The organism is Pseudomonas putida (genome assembly GCF_050989985.1).
Taxonomy (GTDB): domain Bacteria; phylum Pseudomonadota; class Gammaproteobacteria; order Pseudomonadales; family Pseudomonadaceae; genus Aquipseudomonas; species Aquipseudomonas putida_AI.
Genome location: NZ_CP158815.1, coordinates 4695774 through 4717334, shown reverse-complemented (window position 1 = coordinate 4717334; position 21561 = coordinate 4695774). Strand labels below are relative to the sequence as shown.

The following is a 21561-nucleotide window of genomic DNA, read 5'->3' as shown; positions in this document are numbered from 1 at the left end:
CAGGAAGGGCTGCCGCAAGACCCCAGATTTCCAGTACACAACCAAAAGGGCGGACCCCATAACCGCCCAGAGGATGATCCATGTCCAACCGTGATATTTCCCGGCGTTCGTTCCTTCAGGGCGGGCTGGTGGCGGGTGTGAGCGTGACGCTTACGCCGCTGAGCAGCCAGGCGCTGGCAGCCTTGATGGAAAACAGCGTGACCGTGCCGTCCGAGCAATGGCTCGGCAATAATGGCAAGGCGCGCGCGCGTAACGATGCCTTGTCCAAGGTCTGCGGCAGCAAAGTCTTTGCCCGCGACATCCGTGCCAAGGACATGCCGGGCTGGCCGCAGCAACAAGGCCACGCCATGTTGCTCAAGACCATCAAGGCCGACCGCATCTATGACGGTTACGACCTGTCGTGGCTGGGCGCTGACCTGCAGCCCGACCGCATCGTCACCGCCGAGGACCTGGTCAAGGACGGCATCGTCTTTCCGGAAGAACACGCCCCTGATCCACTGTTGCCGGCCGGCAAGGTGCCGATGTTCATCGGTCACCCGGTGGCGATCCTGATCTGGAACGACTTCGAGCGCTTCCGCAAGGCCAAGGCCTTGCTCAAGTTCAATGACAAGGCAATCCGCTACGGCGCCCAGGTGCCGTTCTACGAGGGCGATCCCTACGGCAGCTTCCGCTATGTGCGTGTCGGCGGCGCGACCTCGGCGGACGAAGACGAATTCGCCAGCCTCAAGGATTCGATCCTGTTCCCGATGCTGCGCAACCGCCGCCCGGTGTGGAACTCGCAACCGAACCTGCACGGTAACCTGACCGAGCGCGGGTTGTTCTATGCCGAGCGCATGAAACAGCAGATCGATACGCCGCCGGACAACTGGCTGGTGTTCGACGAACGCTACAAGACCCCGTCGATCGAACCGGCGGCCATGGAGCCGGACAACGGCAACGGCTGGTACGACCCGGCGACCAAGACCCTGCACTTTGTGGTGGCGACCCAGTGCCCGCTGGAAACCGCGACCGAGACCGCGAAAATGATCGCGCCGTCGCGTTTCGGCCTGGCCAACCTGAACATGCACCCGGGTTACACCGTGGGTTACGGTTCCAAGGACCACAACATTTTCGTCTACTACGCAGCCCTTGCTGCGCTGTACGGCGCCGGTGTGCCGGTGCGCCTGGCCAACGACCGTTACGAGCAGTTCCAGAGCGGCATCAAGCGTCACCCGTTCGATATCCGTTATCAGCTGGCGGTGGACAAGACCGACTACAGCTTCAAGATTTTCCGCGCCGAGATGAGTGTCGACGGCGGTGGACGGATCAACTACAGCCCGTCGGTGGCGGCGGTTGGCGCCACGGCGGCGCAGTCGATCTACTACATGCCGCAGAACGATCTGCAGGTCACCGCCTACCACTCCCGCGCCGTTGAGGCCGGTTCCATGCGTGGCTACGGCACCCTGCAGAGCATGGCGTCCACCGAGATGATGGTCGATGAAATCGCCGGACGCCTGGGCATCGACGCCATTGAACTGCGTCGCAAGAACGCCTTGCGTTCGGGCATGAAAAACACCCAGGGCGCGGTCCCTGCGGGTGCCTTGCGTTTGCATGAAATTCTCGACAAGGCTGCGGCTCACGAAACCTGGAAAAAACGCGACCTGATCAAGATGCAACGTGAAGCGGCGGATCCCGACAACTGGTACGGCATCGGTTTCGCCATCTGCCAGAAAGACTTCGGCACCGGTTCCGAAGCGCCGATGGCGAGCATCGAATTCACCGCTGACGGTCGCATCAGCCTGCGCCACATCGGAATCGAAATCGGCACCGGCATGTCCACGTCGCAAGCGATGGTGGTGGCCGACTTCCTCGGTCTGCCAGCTCATGAAGTGAAGACCGGCGAGACCGACTGGAAAGAGATGCAGCTGATCACCGGCGGCAACCCTTACATCATGAGCCAGGCCGAACAGGATGGCTTCCTGCGCAATCCGCGCTGGGTCGGCAAGATCGCTTCGGCGTCGTCGGCGACCAACTCCGCCTACTACTTCAGCCACGCCACCCGTGAAGCGGCGCGCGTGCTGTTCAACCACGGCCTGTGGCCGGCGGCGCTGGAAATCTGGCGACAAGGCCCGTACGGCGGCCAGGCCAATCCTTACGTGGTGCGCCGCGAAGACGCCCATTGGGTCGATGGCAAGCTCACCGCTAACGGCATGGAGCCGCTGCCATTCGCGATGCTGGCCAAGCGTGCCCACGAGCGCGGTCTGGTGACTGGCGCCACCGTGCACGGCTTCAACCGCTGGAGCTGGGCCGAGGCCGAGTACAGCATCGACGGCGTGCGCGAGCGCCTGCCGCTCGATGGCCTGGCGGTCAAGTACGGCGAGGGTGCACCGAAGGCGAAGCTGGCACAAATGAACAGCGCCGGTTTCCATCTGCTGGATCGGCAGAGCATCGCCTATCCGCCAACCCAGTTGAACAACGCGGCCGTGACCTACTACAGCCCCGTGGCAACCCTGGTGGAACTGAAAGTGAACAAGGGGTCGGCGGAAGTCGAAGTGCTCAACCATCACTCGTGGGTCGAGTGCGGCCGGGTGCTGGTACCAGAACTGGTCAAGGGCCAGATCGAAGGCGGCACCGCCATGGGTATCGGCCACGCGCTGATGGAAGAGATGCCGCTGTACGAAGGCGGACCGGGCGAGGGCGACTGGAACTTCAACCGTTATCGCCTGCCGATGGCGCGGCACGTCGCGGTGTGGAAGCAGACCGCGGAAATCCTGCCGCCGCTGTCGCCGAGCGACCCGTCCAAAGGCATCGCCGAGGTGGTGATGATCCCGGTGGTCGGCGCCATCGGTAACGCCGTGGCCCATGCCATTGGCAAACGTGTCCGCGACCTGCCTATCACTTCTGCGCGCATCAAGGAGGCCCTCAATGGCTAACCGTCCGCTTCAACTGACCCTCAACGGTCAAACCGTCGGCCCGGTGGACATCCCTGATGACCTGCCGATGATCGATTACCTGCACGAATACAAAAACCTCACCGGCTCGCGCCTGGGCTGCGGCCAGGGCATCTGCCACGCCTGCGTGGTGATCGTCGACAACCCGGACGGCACCAGCGAAGAAGTGCGCACCTGCATCACCGGCGCGCACTATTTCGAAGGCAAGAAAGTGCGGACCATCGAAGGCCACGCGACCCGTGACGAGCAGGGCAAGGTCACCGAACTGAACCCGATCCAGCAGCGTTTCGTCGACGAATTCGCCTTCCAGTGCAGCTACTGCGCACCAGGTTTCGTCAACGCCGCGACGGTGCTGGTGGAAAAGCTGCAGCGTCAGCCGATCGTCAAGAGCCAGCTGGAAAAAGTCATCGAGGACAGCCTCGGTCATCACATCTGCCGTTGCACCGGGTACGTGCGTTACTACAACGCCACGCGCAACGTGTTGACCGATCTCGGCCTGGTCAAGGAGGGCTAAGCATGAAGCATTTACTGACCCGCCTGACGCTGGCGGTCGGCCTGGCTGCGCCTGTGTTGCTGGCGCAGGCCGATGATCAGGTCGAGCGTGGCGAATACCTCGCCCGCGCCGCCGATTGCATGGCCTGCCACACCGCACCGGGCGGCGCGCCTTTTGCGGGCGGGCTGCCGATCGTTTCGCCGTTTGGCACGATCTACGGCACCAACATCACCCCGAGCAAAGAGCACGGCATCGGCCTGTACAACGATGACGAATTCTTCGCCGCGTTGACCGAGGGCAAGCGCCGTGATGGCGCCAACCTGTATCCGGCGATGCCGTACACCTCGTATCACCTGATGCCTCGTGAAGATTCCGACGCGATTCATGCGTATCTGAAAACCTTCGAGCCCATCGAGCGTGCGGCGCCGGTGACCAGCCTGAGCTTCCCGTTCAACGTTCGTCCCGGCCTGATCGCCTGGAACATGATGTACGGCAAGGACGTGAAGCTGGCGCCGACCGAAGGCAAGAGCGAAGCGTTCAAGCGCGGCCAGTACATGGTCGATGTGCTCGGACACTGCGGTGAATGCCACACGCCACGGGGCCAGACGGGGGCGATGCAGCAGGACAAGCGACTGACCGGCGGCCTGCTCAACGGTTATCTCGCGCCTTCCCTGTTGGCCACCGACCTGGCCGCTCGTGGCTGGAACCATCAGGACCTGAGCGCGTTCCTCAAGCACGGCATGAGCGCCCAGGGCACGATGTTCAACGAGATGTTCCCGGTGTTCCACAACAGCACCCAGGGCCTGAACGATGCCGATCTGGCGGCCATGGCCACCTTCCTGCTGGGCGATCAACCGCCGGCGGCGAAAGTGCTGACCGACGTGCCACTGGACAAGCTCACGGCCAGTGCCCAGCGCGGCCGTCAGGAATATTTGAATGTCTGTGCCGGTTGCCACGCCCCTGAAGGCGAGGGCAAGCCGCACATCGCCGTGGCCATGCGTGGCAACACCACGCTGCGCCTGGAAGACCCGCGCAACCTGGTGCGGGTGATCGACGACGGCATTGGCGAGCAGAAGTTTGCCGGGTTCGAACACATGCAACCGATGCCGGGTTTCGCCGAGAAGCTCAGCCACGAGCAATTGACCGACCTGCTGAACTACCTGCGCCAAGGCTGGGGTGGCCAGCCGGGTGATCTGGCCGTGAACACTGTGCAGACGCTGCGCGCCGATGCGCCGCCGCTCGAGCACAAGGCGCACTGACATGCAGCATCTGGATCTGCAAGTAGTGCGCCGGGCGCTGGAGTGGTCGGCAGCCGGACAACGCCTGTGGCTGTGCACCGTGCTCGCCACTTACGGTTCGGCGCCGCGCGCGCCGGGTTCGTTGCTGGCGGTGAACGCCGCTGGACAGTGGATCGGTTCGCTGTCCGGCGGGTGTGTCGAGGAAGATTTCCTTGAGCGCGTCGCTGAAGGGGCATTTGAGCAAGCGGTCAGCGTCGTGCGCTACGGCGAAGGCGATGACCCGCGTTCAAGGGTCAGCCTGCCCTGCGGCGGCGTGCTGGACGTGCTGGTCGAAAAGCTTGAGCCCGATTGCGACGTGCAGGCGCATTTGCGCGAGCTGGAGTCGGCGCTGTCGGGCCGGCGTCGGCTGATCCGTGAAGTTGACCTGGCCAGCGGCGCCCGCAGCCTGTTCGATGATCGCGAACAGGGGGTGCGGGTCGAGCGGGAAATCGACCGGGTCCGGTTGCGTATCGGGGCTGCCCAGCGTCTGTTGCTGGCCGGATATTCCAGCGTGGCGCGAGCCTGCGCCGAATTTGCCGTGGGTTTGGGCTTTGAAGTGATTCTCTGCGATCCCCGGGACGAGGTGCTTGAAGGCGTCGTGCTGGACAACGTGGAGATTCGGCGCCAACTGCCATCGGTGATCATCGCCGATGGCGGCTGCCACCGTGACACGGCAGTGGTCGCCTTGACCCATGATCCGCGCATTGACGATCTGGCGATGATGGAAGCGGTGCGTACCGAGGCGTTCTACATCGGGGTGATGGGGTCTGTGCAAACCTCGCAGAAACGCTTCGAGCGCCTGCGACGTATTGGCGGTTTGGGGGAAGCGGAGTTGGCGCGGATTCACGCGCCAATCGGTTTGAACCTGGGCAGCAAGACGCCGGCGGAAATTGCCTTGGCTGTACTGGCCGATATCCTGCGGATTCGCAGTGGTATCGCGCGGGATAAATTGTGATTTGTTGCTGTATGAAAAGGGCCGCTCAAGCGGCCCTTTTCACATCTGTCGATCAATACCCGAACTTGTCCCGCAATCCGTAATACCAGGCACCCAATGCCGCAAAAGGTGTGCGCAGCAATTGGCCGCCGGGGAACGGGTAGTGGGGCAGGTCGGCGAACGCGTCGAAACGCTCGGCCTGGCCGCGCAGTGCTTCGGCCAGCACCTTGCCGGCCAGATGGGTGTAGGTCACGCCGTGGCCGCTGCAACCCTGGGAGTAGTAAATGTTGTCGCCCAGTCGCCCGACTTGCGGCAGGCGCGACAGGGTCAGCAGGAAATTGCCGGTCCAGGCGTAATCAATCTTCACGTCCTTGAGTTGCGGGAAGGCCTTGAGCATCTTCGGCCGGATAATCGCCTCGATGTTTGCCGGATCCCGCGCGCCATAGACCACGCCACCGCCGAAAATCAGGCGCTTGTCGCCACTGAGGCGGTAGTAGTCGAGCAGATAGTTGCAGTCCTCGACGCAGTAGTCCTGAGGCAGCAGGCTCTTGGCCAACGCATCGCCCAAAGGTTCGGTGGTGATGACCTGAGTGCCGCACGGCATCGACTTGGCGGCCAGCTCCGGCACCAGATTCCCCAGGTAAGCGTTGCCCGCCACGATGATGAATTTCGCCCGGACCTTGCCTTGTGGCGTGTGCACCACCGGATTGGCGCCGCGTTCGATACGCACCGCCGGCGATTGTTCATAGATCGTGCCGCCAAGCGACTCGACCGCCGCGGCTTCACCCAGCGCCAGGTTAAGCGGGTGAATGTGGCCGCCACTCATGTCGAGCATGCCGCCGACGTATTGATCGCACGCCACCACTTCACGGATGCGCCGCTCGTCCAGCAACTCGAGTTGCGTATGACCGAAACGCTCCCACAAGCGCTTCTGGGACTCCAGGTGGCCCATCTGCTTGCTGGTGATGGCGGCAAACACGCCACCGTTCTTCAAGTCGCACTGGATGTTGTACTTCGCGACCCGCTCACGAATGATCCGACCGCCCTCGAACGCCATCTGCCCCAGCAATTGCGCCTGCTTGGGGCCAACACTGCGTTCAATCACGTCGATATCCCGGCTGTAACTGTTAACGATCTGCCCGCCATTGCGCCCCGACGCGCCGAAACCGACTTTCGCCGCTTCAAGTACCTTGACCTTGAAACCGCTCTCCAGCAAAAACAGGGCAGCGGACAAGCCGGTATAACCGGCACCGATGACACAAACATCAGTCTCAACGTCGTCCTGCAGGGCCGGGCGCGGCGGCACCGCATTGGCCGATGCGGCGTAGTAGGACTCTGGGTAGGGGGTGTTCGCCATCCTGCTGCCTCTGTTTAATATATTTTACGAGTGCATCGATCCTACCCGAGTTAAAAAAACACCGCCAGCCACCACAAAACCTTCTTTGCAGCAGCGAAATTAAATATTTTGCATATTCATAGGGTTAGCGCGAAAAAAGGTGTTGACACCCATACGCAAATCCGTAGAATGCCGCCTCACAGCAGGCACGTAGCTCAGTTGGTTAGAGCACCACCTTGACATGGTGGGGGTCGTTGGTTCGAGTCCAATCGCGCCTACCAAACAAAATCCGCTCTGCTGGGCGGTCTGGAAGGGCCCACCGAAAGGTGGGCCCTTTTTTGTTGTCTGGCGTTTGGCGCTTGAACGGGAGCCTACGCGCAATGCGGTCAATGCAGGAAACGCAAATGAGCGACGAGATTGATATTCCCGAACCCGAGCATGACCATCTGCTCGATCATGAATTCCACGAAAACGAATCATTCGCCGAGGCGGACGCTCAAGGGATTCTTGATGATGAAGACGAAGTGGATGATGACGTCGATTATCTCGATCAGATTGATCAAGAGGATTGAGGCGCCGATATCAAAGGCTTGACGATATTTACGTTGCCCGGATTACCCGTCCATACATGAAGGAATGTCGGGTATACGCCTCCGAATGAAAACCAATTCGATTTGATATTGAACTGTCAGCGCCCAATTGCGTCCAACCCGAACACGTCCATGTGTTTCGCTGATTCTTGAGCGGGAGAGTGTTGAATGGGGAGGCGAGCGATGATCAAGTTCTTTGCGGCTTACTTGTCCGTTTGCCTCTTGCTCCAATGGACGGTGGTGGAGGCGTCTTCGTGGATCGCATCTCACGTGCTTCTCAGATGGATCCTGTAACCCGCTACATGTCACTGAGCTGAAGCCAAAGCGTCGCTGTCACGCTGCCATTCAGGCGTAGAATGGAAAGCGCTATCTCATCCAGAGGAGTCGATCATGATCTCCGACCCAGTAAACAAGCCGTCTTCCGCCAGCCAAGCCGTTTGGGATCAATACTTCTGCGCCGCGCTGATTGCTGAAAGCAATCTGACCGCACCCGTCGTCGGTGGCGCTACTCATGAAGACAGGCAAAATCTGTTGATAGAGAGGGCCAAAACCCTCGCCGACAAGATGATGGAAAACAGAAGGTAAATCAGAGCCCGGCCATTGCGCTGGGCTCTGTACATCTGGCTCGTTTCACCCAGGCCTCAGGCGATCAGTTCGACCTTGCCGGTTGCCAGGCGATAAACGCCCCCCACTATTTTCAACTTGCCGCTGCCGAGTGCATCGGTCAGCAGAGGGGTGGCTTGCTTGAGGCGTTCGACCGAGTTCTTCACATTTTGCGCGGTCGCGTTTGCCACCAGGTCCCCCGGCTGTTTAATCACTTGCTCGATTGATGGCTTGAGGGCGTCCGTGAGTTTCGGGATTTGCCCGGGGAAGACCGTGTGATCCTTGACGGCCTTGACGCCAGCCTCGATGGCACCGCAGCTTTCATGCCCTAGTACCAGAATCAATGGTGCGCCGAGCACGGCGACCCCATATTCGAGGCTTGCCAGGCCTTCGTCTGTGACGAAGTTGCCGGCGACGCGGACGGCGAAGAGGTCGCCTCGCGCAGTGTCAAACGCATACTCCGGGGCGATACGCGAGTCGGAGCAACTCAGGATTGCCACGAACGGGTTCTGGCCTGAGACCAGTGCTTCGCGTTCGTCCTTGAAATCGTGTGTCTCCGAGTTGCCGCTGACATAGCGTTGATTGCCTGCCATCAGTCTTTTCAGTGCCTCATCCGGGCTGATGACGTTTTTCGGTTTGGGAGGCGTCGAGGTTTTTTCGGCTGCCTGAAGTATTCGATCGGGCAAGGTTCCGGCGAGTAGCAGCGCACCGGCTCCTAATCCGGCAAGGCGAAGAAAACGACGACGCTCAGGGTTGTTTGAAGCAGAGTTTGAATCACATGATTTACACATGATTTTATTTACTCGGATCAATCGGTGGGAATGACTTCGGTTGGGGACAGTGCGTTGGCAGGAACCTGTCGCACTGGCGTAGTGGAGTCTAGTTGGTCCCTGTAATGCCATGTTTTATGCGACCTGTGGCATAGGCCGACCGAGCCGAACCCGCGCATTTGCTGATCATGGCGCGGATGCAATTCAGCGATTGATGAGCTACTACTGACAGGCTTGATTAACTTGATCCTGACAGGAGTTTCTCGATGCTGACTCACTGGCTACTTGCGGCACTTCACCTATTGGCGTTTGGCCTGGGATTCTGGGCAGTGCTGACGCGTGGTACGAATTTTCGGCGTTTTGCGACAGGCGTGGGGGAGGCTCGCAGCGTGTTGATTGCGGACAACCTCTGGGGGATTTCCGCGCTCATCCTGCTGGTGACAGGTGGGATGCGCGCTTTTGGCGGGTACGAAAAAGGCACGGACTACTACCTGCACCAGCCGTTGTTCCACCTGAAGATGACGTTTTTCGTCCTGATCCTGCTGCTTGAAGTGGCACCGATGGTGACCTTGATCAAGTGGCGAGTGGCGTTGGCGCGTGGCGCGGTAATCGATACCGGGCGCGCGACGCTGTTTGCACGAATCAGTCATGTTGAGGCGTTGCTGGTATTGCTGATGGTGATAGCGGCAACTGGTATGGCGCGCGGCGTGACGTTTGGCTAGTCGAAGAATAGAGGGGCGGGTGCTTTGGCTCTTGAATCTTTAGCCAGCCGTCATTCCGGGGTGAACGGGCTGGCTACTGACTGCATCAGGCTCAAGGAGTTGGCGGTTTCGCCGGAGCGGTGAGGCCAGCCTGAATGCGCTGATAGATTTCTTCGCGATGCACCGCAACGTCCTTCGGAGCGTTGATGCCAATCCTGACTTGCTGACCGCTTACGCCGAGGATGGTGATCGTAATGTCATCACCAATATTTATGCTTTCACCGACTTTGCGGGTGAGTATCAGCATGGTCTTCTCCTTAATTGCTTCGTGGGGCACCTGATTCGGACAGTGCAGAAGTCGGTGGTATGTATAGATTAGTGCGAAGTCTCACGGTTTGGGTGCCTCTTTCTGACGCGCAGATACAGCATTAATTCCCAAGGCGTAACTATACAGAGGCCGCACCCATCATTCTCGTAGTTTTGAGCCCATTTTGCGGCACTCGGGAAGTAATCATGAGTGTTAAAATCCGCGTTTTGAGCCTTCTGGGGGAAACGCTGTGCGCAAATTGGTCTTGGTAATGGCGGTACTGGCGCTGGCGGGATGTGGTGAAGACAAGCGTGCCGAGGCGCCAAAGCCCGCGCCGGCAACGCAGGTCGCACCTGCGCAGGCGTCGGCACCGCAATGGGATCTGGAGGTGCGCGGAGAAACGCCACAGGCCGTCAGCGACCTGAGCGGCTGGTTGATCGAGCACCAGTTCATGTCCAATGTCATCAGGGAAGCAAACGGCAATACCCGAATTCTGATGGGCCCCTACGCTTCGAAGGCTGAAGCCGATGCCAAGCAGGCAGAGGTGAACGCAGCGCTGGTCCGGGCGAAGAAGCAGAACATTGAGGTGCTGGTTCTCGAGCGTCCTGTGGTTCAGTAAGGCGTCGATTGCAGCACACAGGCAGTTGGAACAGGAAGGCCTCGGGGATGAATCCGAGGCCTTTTTCGTTTTCAGGCGGCGATCAGCCGCAGGTTTTCATATCGACGGGGCCGACAAATTCGTTGCCGCGCCCCATGACGCACGCCACGCTCTGGTTGCGTTGGCGTTCCCAGGCCTGGACAGGATAGGTCTTGTCCCAGGCTTCATACAGTTGCCGATCCTGTTTCGACAGGCGCAAACCATACTGCTTGCTCATGTAGAAATAAGTGCGGGCGATCATGCCGCGAATGGACGGGCGCGGCATGACCTTCTTCGCCTTGAAGTCGATTTGCGTCAGGCAGGAGCCATACTGACCCGATTGCTCCGGCAGCCAGCCGAAGCTGAAGTTGCTGCGATCGCCGTTGACCTCACCAATGCTCGGCACCAGGTTGTGCAGGTCGGCTTCTGCCTTCTGATAGACGGAATCGTAGCGCGTGCAGTTCTTGCGCCCGCCCTCCTGCCAGCACTGGCGCTGGTGGCCGATCTGCCACGCCGGGACAATGTGCTCCCACTCGATGCGGGCTGCGCGCTTGGCATTCTTGCGCGGCACATAACCACAGGCCGCGAGGTTCACTTTGTTGCCTGTGTATTTGCAGCCGCAATAGAACTCGGTGGATTGAGGTGCATACAGTTTCCAGGCGACTTTTTTGGCTTCGGTGAAAGTGCGCGGCGCCTCGGCCTGGGCGCCCATGGCGAACAACAGAAGCAGAAAACTCAAACAACGGACACTCATTAACTCAGTCTTCCTTCGGTACTACCCAGAAAACCTGCACACCGCCATCGTCGCGATAGGCGAGGGTGACGTTGTCGTTTTCATCGATCTCTTCGAGCAGCCGTTCCCATTCATCCACCGGCTCGTCTGGCAGGCGGAAAATCAGCGCGGCCTTGGCTTTTTGAGCGGTGGGGGAATTGATGATTTTCTGGACGCGCAGGCCCATGCGGATATAGGCATCAACTGAAGCGGAAGTAGTGTCCATAGGATTATCCTTATTAAGCTGTACGTGCATACAGTATTTAACTGTCGGCATTTTCGCAACTGCTTAAAATTCAAGAGAATCCTCTGACAGCGACTTTTTCCATTTGATGTAGGGCAAAGAGGTTTTTGCGGGAGGGCGCCACTCGCCAAAACGGGCGAGTGGCGCAATCGGTGCCCGAACGGAATCGTTCGGGCGAGGGTGAATCAGTATTCCCAGAACATCCGCTGCAGTTCTTTGCTGTCGTTGGTCTTGGTCAGGGCGACCATGGCCAGGATGCGGGCTTTTTGTGGGTTCAGGTCATGCGCCACGACCCAGTCGTATTTGTCGTCGGGTTGCTCGGCGTTACGCAGTACGAAACCGCCAGCGTTGACGTGGGAAGACCGGATGATTTGCACGCCATCCTTGCGCAATGCTTGCAGGCCTGGAACCACGCGCGAAGAAACCGAGCCGTTACCGGTGCCTGCATGGATGATGGCTTTGGCGCCTGACTGAGCCAGTGCCTTATAAGCAGTGTCGCTGACGTTGCCGTAGGAGTAGGCGATTTCCACATCAGGCAGGCTCTTGATGGTCTTGATGTCGAACTCCGAATCCATGGTGTGACGCTTGGCTGGCAGGCGGAACCAGTAGGATTTGCCTTCTACCACCATTCCCAGTGGGCCCCAGGCGCTTTTGAATGCTTCGGTCTTGATGTTGACCATCTTGCTGACATCGCGACCCGACTGGATTTCATCGTTCATGGTCACCAGCACGCCTTTGCCGCGCGACTCTTTGTTGCTGGCCACGGCGACGGCGTTGTACAGGTTCAGCATGCCGTCAGCCGACATGGCCGTGCCCGGGCGCATGGAGCCGACAACGATGATCGGCTTGTCGGTTTTTTCCACCAGATTCAGGAAGTAGGCGGTTTCTTCCAGGGTGTCAGTGCCGTGGGTAATCACGATGCCATCGACGTCATCGCTGTCGGCCAGCTCCGCCACGCGGCGGCCCAGTTGCAGCAAGTTTTCGTTGGTGATGCTTTCGGAGGCGATCTGCATTACCTGTTCGCCGCGAACATTGGCCAGTTGGCCGAGTTCCGGCAGGCCGGCAATCAGTTTATCGACACCGACTTTTGCCGCCTGGTAGGTCGCGCTGTTGGCGGTGCTCGCACCCGCGCCGGCAATGGTGCCGCCGGTGGCGAGGATGACGACGTTTGCCAGTTTCTGTTGGGTTTGAGCTTCTTTCGCCTGAGAGGCAGTTGGCAGTAGCAGCAGGAGGGCCAAGGCGCCCGGAAGTATGGTTTTAAAAGCAGATGTCATTATTTTTCTCTCTAGTGGTGACGGTGCAGATGCAGGTTCATCTAGATGCGCCCAAACGAATCTGAACGATTGGGGGGCACTGGTGGAGAGCAGGATCTGTACCAGTCATGTTTTGCGTGGAGAAAAACGTTTAATTTGTTGATTTGTTTAACTATTTCAACGATCTGTATTGGCGCCGTCTTGAAGCGGGCGTCCGGGTTTCCGACCGTTTGTCGCTTTACCGTTCGACTCACCGAAAAGGATTGTTCTTGAATAAATTGTCCTGGCGGGTTGTGAACCCGGGCTAAAGAAAGCCGGGTACAAGTCGATCTCTTCTCTGAAGGAATATTTTTCAGGGAGTTCTTATGTCGTTGACTGTCGGTTTTCCAAGCGCATCTGTAATCAATATCGGCGGTAAGCCCCTGGCGACTGCCGAGACGTTGAATGAAGCAGCGGCTGACACAGCAGGGCAGCGGTTGGGTCTTGAGGACGGGGAGAAGAAAGCGGTCAGCCTGGGTGACGTCCGCGGTTCCGAAACCGAAAGCGGCGGCAATCAAAGCGTCGCAGTAAAGACGCTGCTCAAGCGCCTTCAGGAACTGCAACAGCAACTGCGTGAACAACAGCAGCAACTGGCAGCCACGCAAGCGGCGGAGTTTCCAACACCGGAAGCCAAGGCAGCGGCGGTGATGGCGATCCAGAGTCAGATTGCCGATACCGCGGCGGCGATGATGCAAGTCACTGCGGCGCTGGCGAAGGAGATGACCAAAGCCGCCAGCACGGGCAGCGTGATCAGCACGACGGCGTGATAAAGAGGCGGTTGTCCTTATCGGTCAACACTGCGGAAGGTACTTTTCGGTCGTTGACAAATTTTGACAAGATTCGCATAGTTCGGTCTACGCAAACGTTTGCGAGATGTTTCTGGCAGGCAAAACCTGCCGGTAGACGCCACGCACCTTACGCCAGCGCAAGCGTTGCTCACAATAATCATAAGACCGGAGTGAACCCATGAAGCTGCCATTCGCTGGACGTCTTCTCGCTGTCGCTATGCTGGCAGGCGCCTGCGCCGTGCTGCCTGTCTCTTCTGCTTTTGCCGAATCTCCAGAGAAACCCAAAGTCGCGCTGGTCATGAAGTCCCTGGCGAACGAGTTCTTCCTGACCATGGAAGACGGTGCCAAGGCCTACCAGAAAGAACACTCCGGCGAATTCGAGTTGATTTCCAACGGCATCAAGGACGAAACGGACACGGCCAATCAGATTCGTATCGTTGAGCAAATGATCGTTTCCAAAGTCGATGCGCTGGTCATTGCACCGGCCGACTCCAAGGCCATGGTGCCGGTGATCAAGAAAGCGGTGGATGCTGGCATTACCGTAATCAATATCGACAATCAGCTCGATCCGGCCGTGGTCAAAAGCAAGAACATCAGTGTGCCGTTCGTAGGGCCGGATAACCGCAAAGGCGCGCGCCTGGTTGGCGAATACCTGGCCAAGCAGCTCAAGGCTGGTGACGAAGTGGGCATCATCGAAGGCGTGTCCACCACCACCAACGCCCAGGCCCGCACCGCAGGCTTCAAGGATGCGATGGAGGCCGCGCAGATCAAGGTGGTGTCCGTGCAGTCCGGTGACTGGGAAATCAACAAGGGCAACCAGGTGGCCTCCGCCATGCTCAGCGAATACCCGCAGATCAAGGCCCTGCTGGCCGGCAACGACAGCATGGCGGTCGGCGTAGTGTCCGCAGTTCGCGCCGCAGGCAAGGCTGGCAAGGTGCAAGTGGTCGGTTACGACAACATCAACGCCATCAAGCCGATGCTCAAGGACGGTCGTGTGCTGGCCACCGCCGACCAGTTCGCTGCCAAGCAAGCGGTATTTGGCATCGAGACTGCGCTGAAAATCATCAAGGGCGAAAAAGTCGGCAGCGCCAACGGCGTGATCGAGACGCCGGTAGAGCTGGTTACCAAGTAATCCTCTGGCGACACAACGGTGCTCGCCCGTCCGGGCGAGCACATGGAGATTTTTATGTCCGTTCGCGCACCGAACGCTGTCCTCTCGGTCAGCGGCATCGGCAAGACCTACGCCCAACCGGTCCTGACCGGCATTGACCTGACACTCATGCGCGGTGAAGTGCTGGCGCTGACTGGCGAGAACGGCGCGGGCAAGAGCACGCTGTCGAAGATCATCGGCGGCCTGGTCACGCCGACCACCGGCCAGATGCAGTTTCAGGGGCAGGATTACCGCCCTGGCAGCCGCACCCAGGCAGAAGACCTGGGCATCCGCATGGTCATGCAGGAGCTCAATCTGTTGCCGACCCTGTCGGTGGCGGAAAACCTGTTTCTCGACAACCTGCCCAGCAAAGGTGGCTGGATCAGCCGCAAGCAATTGCGCAAGGCGGCGATTGAAGCCATGGCGCAGGTCGGGCTCGATGCCATCGACCCTGACACCCTGGTCGGCGATCTCGGCATCGGTCATCAGCAAATGGTCGAAATCGCTCGCAACCTGATCGGCGATTGCCATGTGCTGATCCTCGACGAACCGACCGCGATGCTCACCGCCCGTGAAGTCGAAATGCTGTTCGAGCAGATCACCCGCCTGCAAGCCCGTGGTGTATCGATCATCTATATCTCCCATCGCCTCGAAGAACTGGCCCGGGTCGCCCAGCGCATTGCGGTACTGCGCGATGGCAATCTGGTGTGCGTCGAGCCGATGGCCAATTACAACAGCGAGCAACTGGTCACGTTGATGGTCGGTCGCGAGCTGGGCGAACACATCGACATGGGGCCGCGCGACATCGGCGCTCCAGCGTTGACGGTCAAGGGCCTGACTCGCGCCGACAAGGTGCGTGACGTTTCTTTCGAAGTGCGCGCTGGCGAGATTTTCGGCATTTCCGGCCTGATCGGGGCAGGGCGCACTGAGTTGCTGCGCCTGATCTTCGGTGCCGATACCGCGGACAGCGGCACGGTGGCACTGGGTTCACCCGCACAGGTGGTCAGTATTCGCTCCCCGGTGGATGCGGTCGCTCATGGCATTGCCCTGATCACCGAAGACCGCAAGGGCGAAGGCCTGCTGTTGACGCAGTCGATCAGCGCCAACATCGCCTTGGGCAACATGCCCGGAATTTCCAGTGGCGGCTTTGTCAATCAGGCGGATGAATCGTCCCTGGCCCAGCGCCAGATCGACGCCATGCGCATCCGCAGCTCCGGCCCGACACAATTGGTGTCCGAACTGTCCGGAGGTAATCAGCAGAAAGTGGTAATTGGTCGCTGGCTGGAGCGCGACTGTTCGGTGCTGCTGTTCGATGAACCGACCCGGGGTATCGACGTCGGTGCCAAATTCGACATTTATGCGCTGCTTGGCGAGTTGACCCGCCAGGGCAAGGCGCTGGTGGTGGTGTCCAGTGACCTGCGCGAATTGATGCTGATCTGTGACCGCATCGGAGTGTTGTCGGCGGGGCGTCTGATCGACACCTTCGAGCGTGACAGCTGGAACCAGGATGACTTGCTTGCCGCCGCATTCGCCGGCTACCAAAAACGTGATGCGCTGCTCAATGAAGCAGCGCCTGGGAATCTTTCATGAAAACTGCATCTTTGGCCGGTAAGCGCAGCGGCAATTTTTATGGCCTGGGTACTTACCTCGGCCTGGCCGGTGCCTTGCTGGCGATGGTCGTTCTGTTCTCGATCCTGAGCAGCCATTTCCTGTCGTATGACACTTTCAGCACCCTGGCCAACCAGATCCCGGACTTGATGGTCCTGGCGGTCGGCATGACGTTCGTGTTGATCATCGGTGGTATCGACCTGTCGGTAGGTTCGGTGCTGGCGCTCGCCGCTTCGACGGTCAGCGTGGCGATTCTCGGCTGGGGCTGGAGCGTTCTGCCGGCGGCACTGCTCGGCATGGCAGCGGCTGCATTGGCCGGGACCATCACCGGTTCGATCACCGTGGCGTGGCGCATTCCGTCATTCATCGTGTCCCTCGGTGTGCTGGAAATGGCCCGTGGCCTGGCGTATCAGATGACTGGTTCGCGCACGGCCTACATTGGCGATGCCTTCGCCTGGCTGTCCAACCCGATCGCCTTCGGCATCTCGCCGTCGTTTATCATTGCCTTGCTGATCATTTTCATCGCCCAGGCCGTCCTGACCCGCACCGTGTTCGGCCGCTACCTGATCGGTATCGGCACCAACGAAGAAGCGGTACGCCTGGCGGGTATCAATCCCAAACCATACAAAATCCTGGTTTTCAGCCTGATGGGGTTGCTGGCCGGGATTGCCGCGCTGTTTCAGATTTCGCGCCTGGAAGCGGCGGACCCGAATGCCGGTTCCGGCCTGGAACTGCAAGTGATCGCCGCGGTGGTGATCGGTGGCACCAGCCTGATGGGCGGACGTGGTTCGGTGATCAGTACCTTCTTTGGCGTGTTGATCATCTCCGTGCTGGCGGCGGGGCTGGCGCAGATCGGTGCCACAGAGCCGACCAAACGCATTATCACTGGCGCGGTGATCGTGGTCGCGGTGGTGCTCGATACTTACCGCAGTCAACGCGCAAGCCGGCGGACCTGAATCATGGCAACGATTAAAGATGTGGCGGCTCTGGCGGGGATTTCCTACACCACGGTTTCCCATGTGGTGAACAAGACCCGTCCGGTCAGTGAAGAAGTGCGGATCAAGGTCGAGGCCGCCATCAAGACCCTCGACTACGTGCCCAGCGCCGTGGCCCGGTCGCTCAAGGCCAAGACCACGGCCACCATCGGTTTGCTGGTGCCCAACAGTCTCAATCCATACTTTGCCGAACTGGCCCGGGGCATCGAGGATTACTGCGAGCGCAATGGCTATTGCGTGATCCTCTGTAACTCTGATGACAACCCGGACAAGCAGCGCAGCTATCTGCGCGTGTTGTTGGAAAAGCGCATCGACGGGCTGATCGTTGCCTCGGCGGGCGGCGACAGCGGGTTGGCGCAGGGGCTGGCGGGTGTGCGTACGCCGATGGTAATCGTCGACCGCGGGCTGGAGGGTGTCGATGCCGATCTGGTGCGGATCGATCACGAATACGGTGCCTATCTGGCGACCCGGCATCTGCTGGAGTTGGGGCATCGGGACATCGCCACCATCAGTGGACCGGCGACCACCAGCGTGGCGCAAATGCGTCTGGCCGGTTTTTGCCGGGCCCTGAAAGACGCGGGGCTCCAAGTGCCTGTCGAGCGCATGCTGGAAAGCGACTTCACCAGCACCGGCGGTTACAACGCCGCCGCGACATTGCTGGAGGGCAACCCGCCCAGCGCCATCTTCGCCGCCAACGACATGATCGGCATCGGCGTGCTGCGGGCCGCCGCCGAGCGCAACATTCGTGTACCGACGGAGCTGTCGGTGATCGGCTTCGACGATATCCAAATGAGTCGCTATGTCTATCCGGCTTTGACCACGGTGGGGCAGTCGATCCTGCAGCTTGGCGAAATGGCCGCCGGTGTGTTGCTGCGCCGGATTGCCACGCCGGACCTGGCCATCGAGCAGCGGATCGTGACGCCCAGCATTGTCATCCGTGAATCGACCGCGCCGCTGGCGGGTGTCTTCGACCAGTACCGCTAAAACCGAACAAATGAGTAGTGATGAATGTCAGCAAAAGTAGTGGTGATAGGCAGCCTGAACATGGACCTGGTGACCCGGGCGTCGCGGCTGCCACGGGGCGGTGAAACGCTGATCGGCCAATCGTTCGCCACGGTTTCCGGGGGCAAGGGCGCGAATCAGGCCGTGGCCGCCGCGCGACTGGGAGCGCAGGTGTCGATGGTCGGATGCGTGGGCAGCGACGCCTACGGTGCGCAGCTTCGCGCGGCCCTGATGGCCGAGCAGATCGATTGTCAGGCGGTCAGCACTGTGGACGGTTCCTCTGGCGTGGCGCTGATTGTGGTCGACGACAACAGTCAGAACGCGATCGTGATCGTTGCCGGGGCCAACGGTGAACTGACACCGGCCCTGATCGGTTGCTTCGATTCAGTCCTGCAGACTGCCGATGTGATCATTTGTCAGCTGGAAGTCCCGGATGCCACGGTGGGCCACGCACTCAAGCGCGGTCGGGAGCTGGGCAAGACGGTGATTCTCAATCCGGCACCGGCCAGCGGTCCTTTGCCGGCGCACTGGTACGCCAATATCGATTATCTGATTCCCAACGAAAGCGAAGCGTCGGCACTGAGCGGATTGCCGGTGGATTCCCGGGAAACGGCTGAAACCGCCGCGACACGTCTGATTGAGCTGGGCGCTGGCAAGGTGATCATTACCCTTGGTGCCCAGGGTGCGGTGTTGGCTGACGGCAAGCGTTTCGAGCATTTTCCCGCACCGATCGTGAAAGCGGTCGATACCACCGCAGCGGGCGATACCTTCGTCGGTGGTTTTGCCGCCGCGCTGGCCAGCGGCAAAAGCGAAGCCGAGGCGATTCGTTTCGGGCAAGTCGCCGCGGCCATGTCGGTCACCCGGGCCGGCGCGCAACCCTCGATTCCTACCTTGTCCGAAGTACAGGCTTTCTACACCCCATGAAAAAGACTCCATTACTCAACGTTGCACTGTCGCGGCTGATCGCCTCCCTTGGGCACGGCGATAAAGTAGTGATCGGCGACGCGGGGCTGCCCGTGCCGCCCGGCGTCGAGCTGATCGACCTCGCCTTGACCCATGGCGTTCCGGATTTCATCGGCACCCTGAAGGTTGTGCTCAGCGAAATGCAGGTCGAAAGCCATGTATTGGCCGAAGAAATTCTGCAGAAAAAGCCGACGGCCCTGATGGCGCTGGATGAGCTGAATAACGAGGGCGCGCTGGGCCAGCGCGAGTTGCTCAGTCATGAGCAGTTCAAGGTGCTCAGCCGGCAGGCGAGGGCGATTGTGCGGACCGGCGAATGCCAACCGTACTGCAACATCGTGCTGGTCGCCGGGGTGACCTTCTGACGGATTGTTGTTTTCTACCCTGCGCAAGGCGTGCGCCATGTATCTTGTGTTCGCACACCGCATCACTTGCTTCGGAGTCTGCTGCCTTTGTCCCTGATGACCGCCACTGGCGCCCACGCGGCGGAACAGATCGATCTGATCATCGACACCGATCCCGGTGCCGATGATGTGGTTGCCCTGCTGTTTGCGCTGGCATCGCCACAGGAGTTGAACATTCGCGCACTGACCACCGTTGCCGGCAACGTGCGCCTGGACAAGACGTCGCGTAACGCACGGCTGGCCCGGGAGTGGGCAGGGCGCGAGGAAGTGCCGGTCTATGCCGGCGCAGAGAAGCCGATGATGCGTGAGCCCATCTATGCCGAGAACGTCCATGGTGTGGAAGGGCTGTCGGGCGTTCCAATCCACGAACCGAAGAAAGGCCTGGCAGACGGCAACGCCATCGATTACCTGATCGATACCCTGATGGCGGCCCAACCTCACAGCATCACCATTGCCATGCTCGGGCCGCAGACCAACCTGGCTCTGGCATTTATCCGGGAGCCGGGCATCGCTCAGGGCATCAAGGAAGTGGTGATCATGGGCGGCGCTCACTTCAACGGCGGCAATATTACGCCGCTGGCGGAGTTCAACCTGTTTGCCGATCCACAAGCGGCCGAGGTGGTGATCAAGAGTGGTGTGAAACTGACCTATCTATCGCTGGACGTGACTCACAAGATACTCACCAGCGACGCCCGCATGGGGAAGATCGCCGCATTGAGCAACAACGCCAGCAGGCTTGTGGTCGATATTCTCAATGATCACGTCAAGACCGATATGGAGCGTTACGGCATTCCGGGTGGTCCGGTGCATGACGCGACGGTGATTGCCTACCTGCTCAAGCCTCAGCTGTTCAGCGGGCGTAATGTGAGCATCGTGGTTGATGTTGAAGAGGGGCCGGCCTTCGGTCAGACCATTGTCGACTGGGGCAACGGGCTCAAGGTGCCGGAAAGTGTCTTCTGGGTTGAAAACGGCGATGCCGAGGGTTTCTTTGATCTGCTGACGGAGCGTCTCGCGCGTCTGAAATAGCATTCATGCTCGCAGGCTTTACGCTTGCTCCGAATGCCTGGCGCTCTGGTTTGTCGGGTACTTTTCGAAGATCTGCTCGATGAATGATTGGGCGGCCTCGGTGCCCAGTTCCTTGACCAGTAGATCGACACCGATGATCGCGAGCTCTTCCGGGCTGCCGGGACTATAGGAACTGTGACCCTCTGGCCACTTGGCTTTGATGTCGGCGTCGATGGTTACAGTGCTCATGATGATGCTCGTGCAGTCGGGGAGTCGTGGCGAGGAGTTAACCATGTTGCCGCGAGTTTGGCACTGCGACTTAGGCATGAACGCGAGGCTATGCGACACTTGGTCTTTGAGGACTTTTCAAGGACTGCACCGTGCAGATCGATCTGAACAACCCTGACGGCTTGACCCTTGAGGCTGTGCGGCAGTTGTTGGCGTCCGCCAGCGATGACGTGCATACCCAATTGCGTGTGACCAAGGGCGGCATTGCCTATATTTCATCGGGGATCGTCGGCGGTACCGATATCGATGGATTGCTGTTTCGCCTGGAAACCTGGGCCAAGGGCTCGGGTTATGTCGGCCGGGTCGCGGCCAGTGATGAAGTCTGGGTCATGCAGATCTTCAATGCGCTGAAGCAGAACTGGCCAAAGCCGGCCTTCGACTATATCGACGTCTATTGAGCGCTGTTCATATTCAGTCACGATTGAGGTGTGAAGGGCAGTGCGATGCTCAGGCAAAATCTCTGGCTGTTTGTAAC

24 protein-coding genes and 1 tRNA gene are annotated in these 21561 nt (G+C 59.7%); 18 read left to right on the top strand and 7 right to left on the bottom strand.

Annotation, left to right across the window (positions count from 1 at the left end):
* Positions 1 to 80: 80 nt before the first annotated feature.
* From ABTV29_RS21630 to ABTV29_RS21615, 4 genes are read left to right on the top strand one after another with little or no spacing between them, the layout of a single operon-like run.
* Entirely contained in the window at positions 81 to 2912 is a 2832-nt protein-coding gene (locus tag ABTV29_RS21630; protein ID WP_433766707.1) for a xanthine dehydrogenase family protein molybdopterin-binding subunit, read from the top strand.
* Positions 2905 to 3444 (top strand): (2Fe-2S)-binding protein, encoded by a 540-nt coding sequence (locus tag ABTV29_RS21625; RefSeq protein WP_433766706.1) that lies wholly within the window; start codon positions 2905 to 2907, stop codon positions 3442 to 3444. Before ABTV29_RS21630 ends, ABTV29_RS21625 begins: the two co-directional genes overlap by 8 nt.
* Before the next feature lie 2 nt (positions 3445 to 3446).
* Positions 3447 to 4682, top strand: coding sequence for a c-type cytochrome (locus ABTV29_RS21620; RefSeq protein WP_433766705.1), 1236 nt, complete (start codon positions 3447 to 3449; stop codon positions 4680 to 4682).
* A 1-nt stretch (position 4683) separates the two neighbouring features.
* A complete protein-coding gene (locus ABTV29_RS21615; protein ID WP_433766704.1) occupies positions 4684 to 5655 on the top strand; it encodes an XdhC family protein in 972 nt (323 codons plus the stop codon).
* 52 nt (positions 5656 to 5707) lie between these two features.
* On the opposite strand, the gene ABTV29_RS21610 is transcribed toward ABTV29_RS21615, so the two are convergent.
* Positions 5708 to 6991, bottom strand: a complete 1284-nt coding sequence (locus tag ABTV29_RS21610; RefSeq protein WP_433766703.1) for an NAD(P)/FAD-dependent oxidoreductase — start codon at positions 6989 to 6991, stop codon at positions 5708 to 5710.
* 183 nt (positions 6992 to 7174) lie between these two features.
* Between ABTV29_RS21610 and ABTV29_RS21605 the strand changes: the two genes are divergently transcribed.
* The 3 genes from ABTV29_RS21605 to ABTV29_RS21595 all read left to right on the top strand — a co-directional run bounded on the left by ABTV29_RS21605 (position 7175) and on the right by ABTV29_RS21595 (position 8145).
* A tRNA-Val gene (locus tag ABTV29_RS21605) sits at positions 7175 to 7251 on the top strand.
* Positions 7252 to 7374: 123 nt separating this feature from the next.
* Entirely contained in the window at positions 7375 to 7542 is a 168-nt protein-coding gene (locus tag ABTV29_RS21600) for a hypothetical protein (protein WP_433766702.1), read from the top strand.
* Positions 7543 to 7950: 408 nt separating this feature from the next.
* Positions 7951 to 8145, top strand: a complete 195-nt coding sequence (locus tag ABTV29_RS21595; protein ID WP_433766701.1) for a hypothetical protein — start codon at positions 7951 to 7953, stop codon at positions 8143 to 8145.
* A gap of 56 nt (positions 8146 to 8201) precedes the next feature.
* Here the strand turns inward: ABTV29_RS21595 and ABTV29_RS21590 are convergent, their stop codons facing one another.
* On the bottom strand, positions 8202 to 8954 hold the full coding sequence (locus tag ABTV29_RS21590) for a carbonic anhydrase (RefSeq protein ID WP_433771968.1): 753 nt from the start codon (positions 8952 to 8954) through the stop codon (positions 8202 to 8204).
* 245 nt (positions 8955 to 9199) lie between these two features.
* Here ABTV29_RS21590 and ABTV29_RS21585 point away from each other — a divergent pair, with 245 nt between their 5' ends.
* Positions 9200 to 9655: a DUF2214 family protein gene (locus ABTV29_RS21585; protein WP_433766700.1), complete on the top strand. Its 456-nt coding sequence runs from the start codon at positions 9200 to 9202 to the stop codon at positions 9653 to 9655.
* A 91-nt stretch (positions 9656 to 9746) separates the two neighbouring features.
* Here the strand turns inward: ABTV29_RS21585 and csrA are convergent, their stop codons facing one another.
* Positions 9747 to 9941, bottom strand: coding sequence for a carbon storage regulator CsrA (csrA, locus tag ABTV29_RS21580; protein ID WP_077044507.1), 195 nt, complete (start codon positions 9939 to 9941; stop codon positions 9747 to 9749).
* Between the two features lie 250 nt (positions 9942 to 10191).
* On the opposite strand from csrA, the gene ABTV29_RS21575 reads away from it, so the two are divergent.
* Positions 10192 to 10560 carry an SPOR domain-containing protein gene (locus ABTV29_RS21575; RefSeq protein WP_433766699.1) on the top strand — a complete coding sequence of 123 codons (369 nt, stop codon included), beginning with the start codon at positions 10192 to 10194 and terminating at the stop codon, positions 10558 to 10560.
* Positions 10561 to 10642: 82 nt separating this feature from the next.
* Here the strand turns inward: ABTV29_RS21575 and ABTV29_RS21570 are convergent, their stop codons facing one another.
* From ABTV29_RS21570 to ABTV29_RS21560, 3 genes are all read right to left on the bottom strand, one after another.
* Positions 10643 to 11332, bottom strand: coding sequence for an endonuclease (locus ABTV29_RS21570; protein ID WP_433766698.1), 690 nt, complete (start codon positions 11330 to 11332; stop codon positions 10643 to 10645).
* A 4-nt stretch (positions 11333 to 11336) separates the two neighbouring features.
* Positions 11337 to 11576 carry a DUF1654 domain-containing protein gene (locus tag ABTV29_RS21565; protein ID WP_433766697.1) on the bottom strand — a complete coding sequence of 80 codons (240 nt, stop codon included), beginning with the start codon at positions 11574 to 11576 and terminating at the stop codon, positions 11337 to 11339.
* A gap of 203 nt (positions 11577 to 11779) precedes the next feature.
* Positions 11780 to 12868, bottom strand: coding sequence for an asparaginase (locus ABTV29_RS21560; protein WP_433766696.1), 1089 nt, complete (start codon positions 12866 to 12868; stop codon positions 11780 to 11782).
* A 344-nt stretch (positions 12869 to 13212) separates the two neighbouring features.
* On the opposite strand from ABTV29_RS21560, the gene ABTV29_RS21555 reads away from it, so the two are divergent.
* The 8 genes from ABTV29_RS21555 to ABTV29_RS21520 all read left to right on the top strand — a co-directional run bounded on the left by ABTV29_RS21555 (position 13213) and on the right by ABTV29_RS21520 (position 20819).
* The gene (locus ABTV29_RS21555) at positions 13213 to 13653 is read left to right on the top strand and encodes a hypothetical protein (protein ID WP_433766695.1); all 441 of its coding nucleotides are present in this window, start codon (positions 13213 to 13215) and stop codon (positions 13651 to 13653) included.
* Between the two features lie 199 nt (positions 13654 to 13852).
* Positions 13853 to 14806, top strand: a complete 954-nt coding sequence (locus tag ABTV29_RS21550; protein WP_433766694.1) for a sugar ABC transporter substrate-binding protein — start codon at positions 13853 to 13855, stop codon at positions 14804 to 14806.
* A 54-nt stretch (positions 14807 to 14860) separates the two neighbouring features.
* Positions 14861 to 16414, top strand: coding sequence for a sugar ABC transporter ATP-binding protein (locus tag ABTV29_RS21545; RefSeq protein ID WP_433766693.1), 1554 nt, complete (start codon positions 14861 to 14863; stop codon positions 16412 to 16414).
* Complete coding sequence (locus ABTV29_RS21540; protein ID WP_433766692.1) at positions 16411 to 17388, top strand: ABC transporter permease; 978 nt, start codon at positions 16411 to 16413, stop codon at positions 17386 to 17388. The genes ABTV29_RS21545 and ABTV29_RS21540 overlap by 4 nt, the downstream gene beginning before the upstream one ends.
* A 3-nt stretch (positions 17389 to 17391) precedes the next feature.
* Positions 17392 to 18411 carry a LacI family DNA-binding transcriptional regulator gene (locus ABTV29_RS21535; protein WP_433766691.1) on the top strand — a complete coding sequence of 340 codons (1020 nt, stop codon included), beginning with the start codon at positions 17392 to 17394 and terminating at the stop codon, positions 18409 to 18411.
* Positions 18412 to 18435: 24 nt separating this feature from the next.
* Positions 18436 to 19353, top strand: a complete 918-nt coding sequence (gene rbsK / locus ABTV29_RS21530; protein WP_433766690.1) for a ribokinase — start codon at positions 18436 to 18438, stop codon at positions 19351 to 19353.
* Positions 19350 to 19754 (top strand): D-ribose pyranase, encoded by a 405-nt coding sequence (gene rbsD / locus ABTV29_RS21525; protein WP_433766689.1) that lies wholly within the window; start codon positions 19350 to 19352, stop codon positions 19752 to 19754. Before rbsK ends, rbsD begins: the two co-directional genes overlap by 4 nt.
* 96 nt (positions 19755 to 19850) lie before the next feature.
* Positions 19851 to 20819: a nucleoside hydrolase gene (locus tag ABTV29_RS21520; RefSeq protein ID WP_433771966.1), complete on the top strand. Its 969-nt coding sequence runs from the start codon at positions 19851 to 19853 to the stop codon at positions 20817 to 20819.
* 18 nt (positions 20820 to 20837) lie between these two features.
* Here the strand turns inward: ABTV29_RS21520 and ABTV29_RS21515 are convergent, their stop codons facing one another.
* On the bottom strand, positions 20838 to 21047 hold the full coding sequence (locus ABTV29_RS21515) for a hypothetical protein (RefSeq protein ID WP_433766688.1): 210 nt from the start codon (positions 21045 to 21047) through the stop codon (positions 20838 to 20840).
* Between the two features lie 131 nt (positions 21048 to 21178).
* On the opposite strand from ABTV29_RS21515, the gene ABTV29_RS21510 reads away from it, so the two are divergent.
* Complete coding sequence (locus ABTV29_RS21510; RefSeq protein ID WP_433766687.1) at positions 21179 to 21484, top strand: hypothetical protein; 306 nt, start codon at positions 21179 to 21181, stop codon at positions 21482 to 21484.
* Positions 21485 to 21561 lie beyond the last annotated feature (77 nt).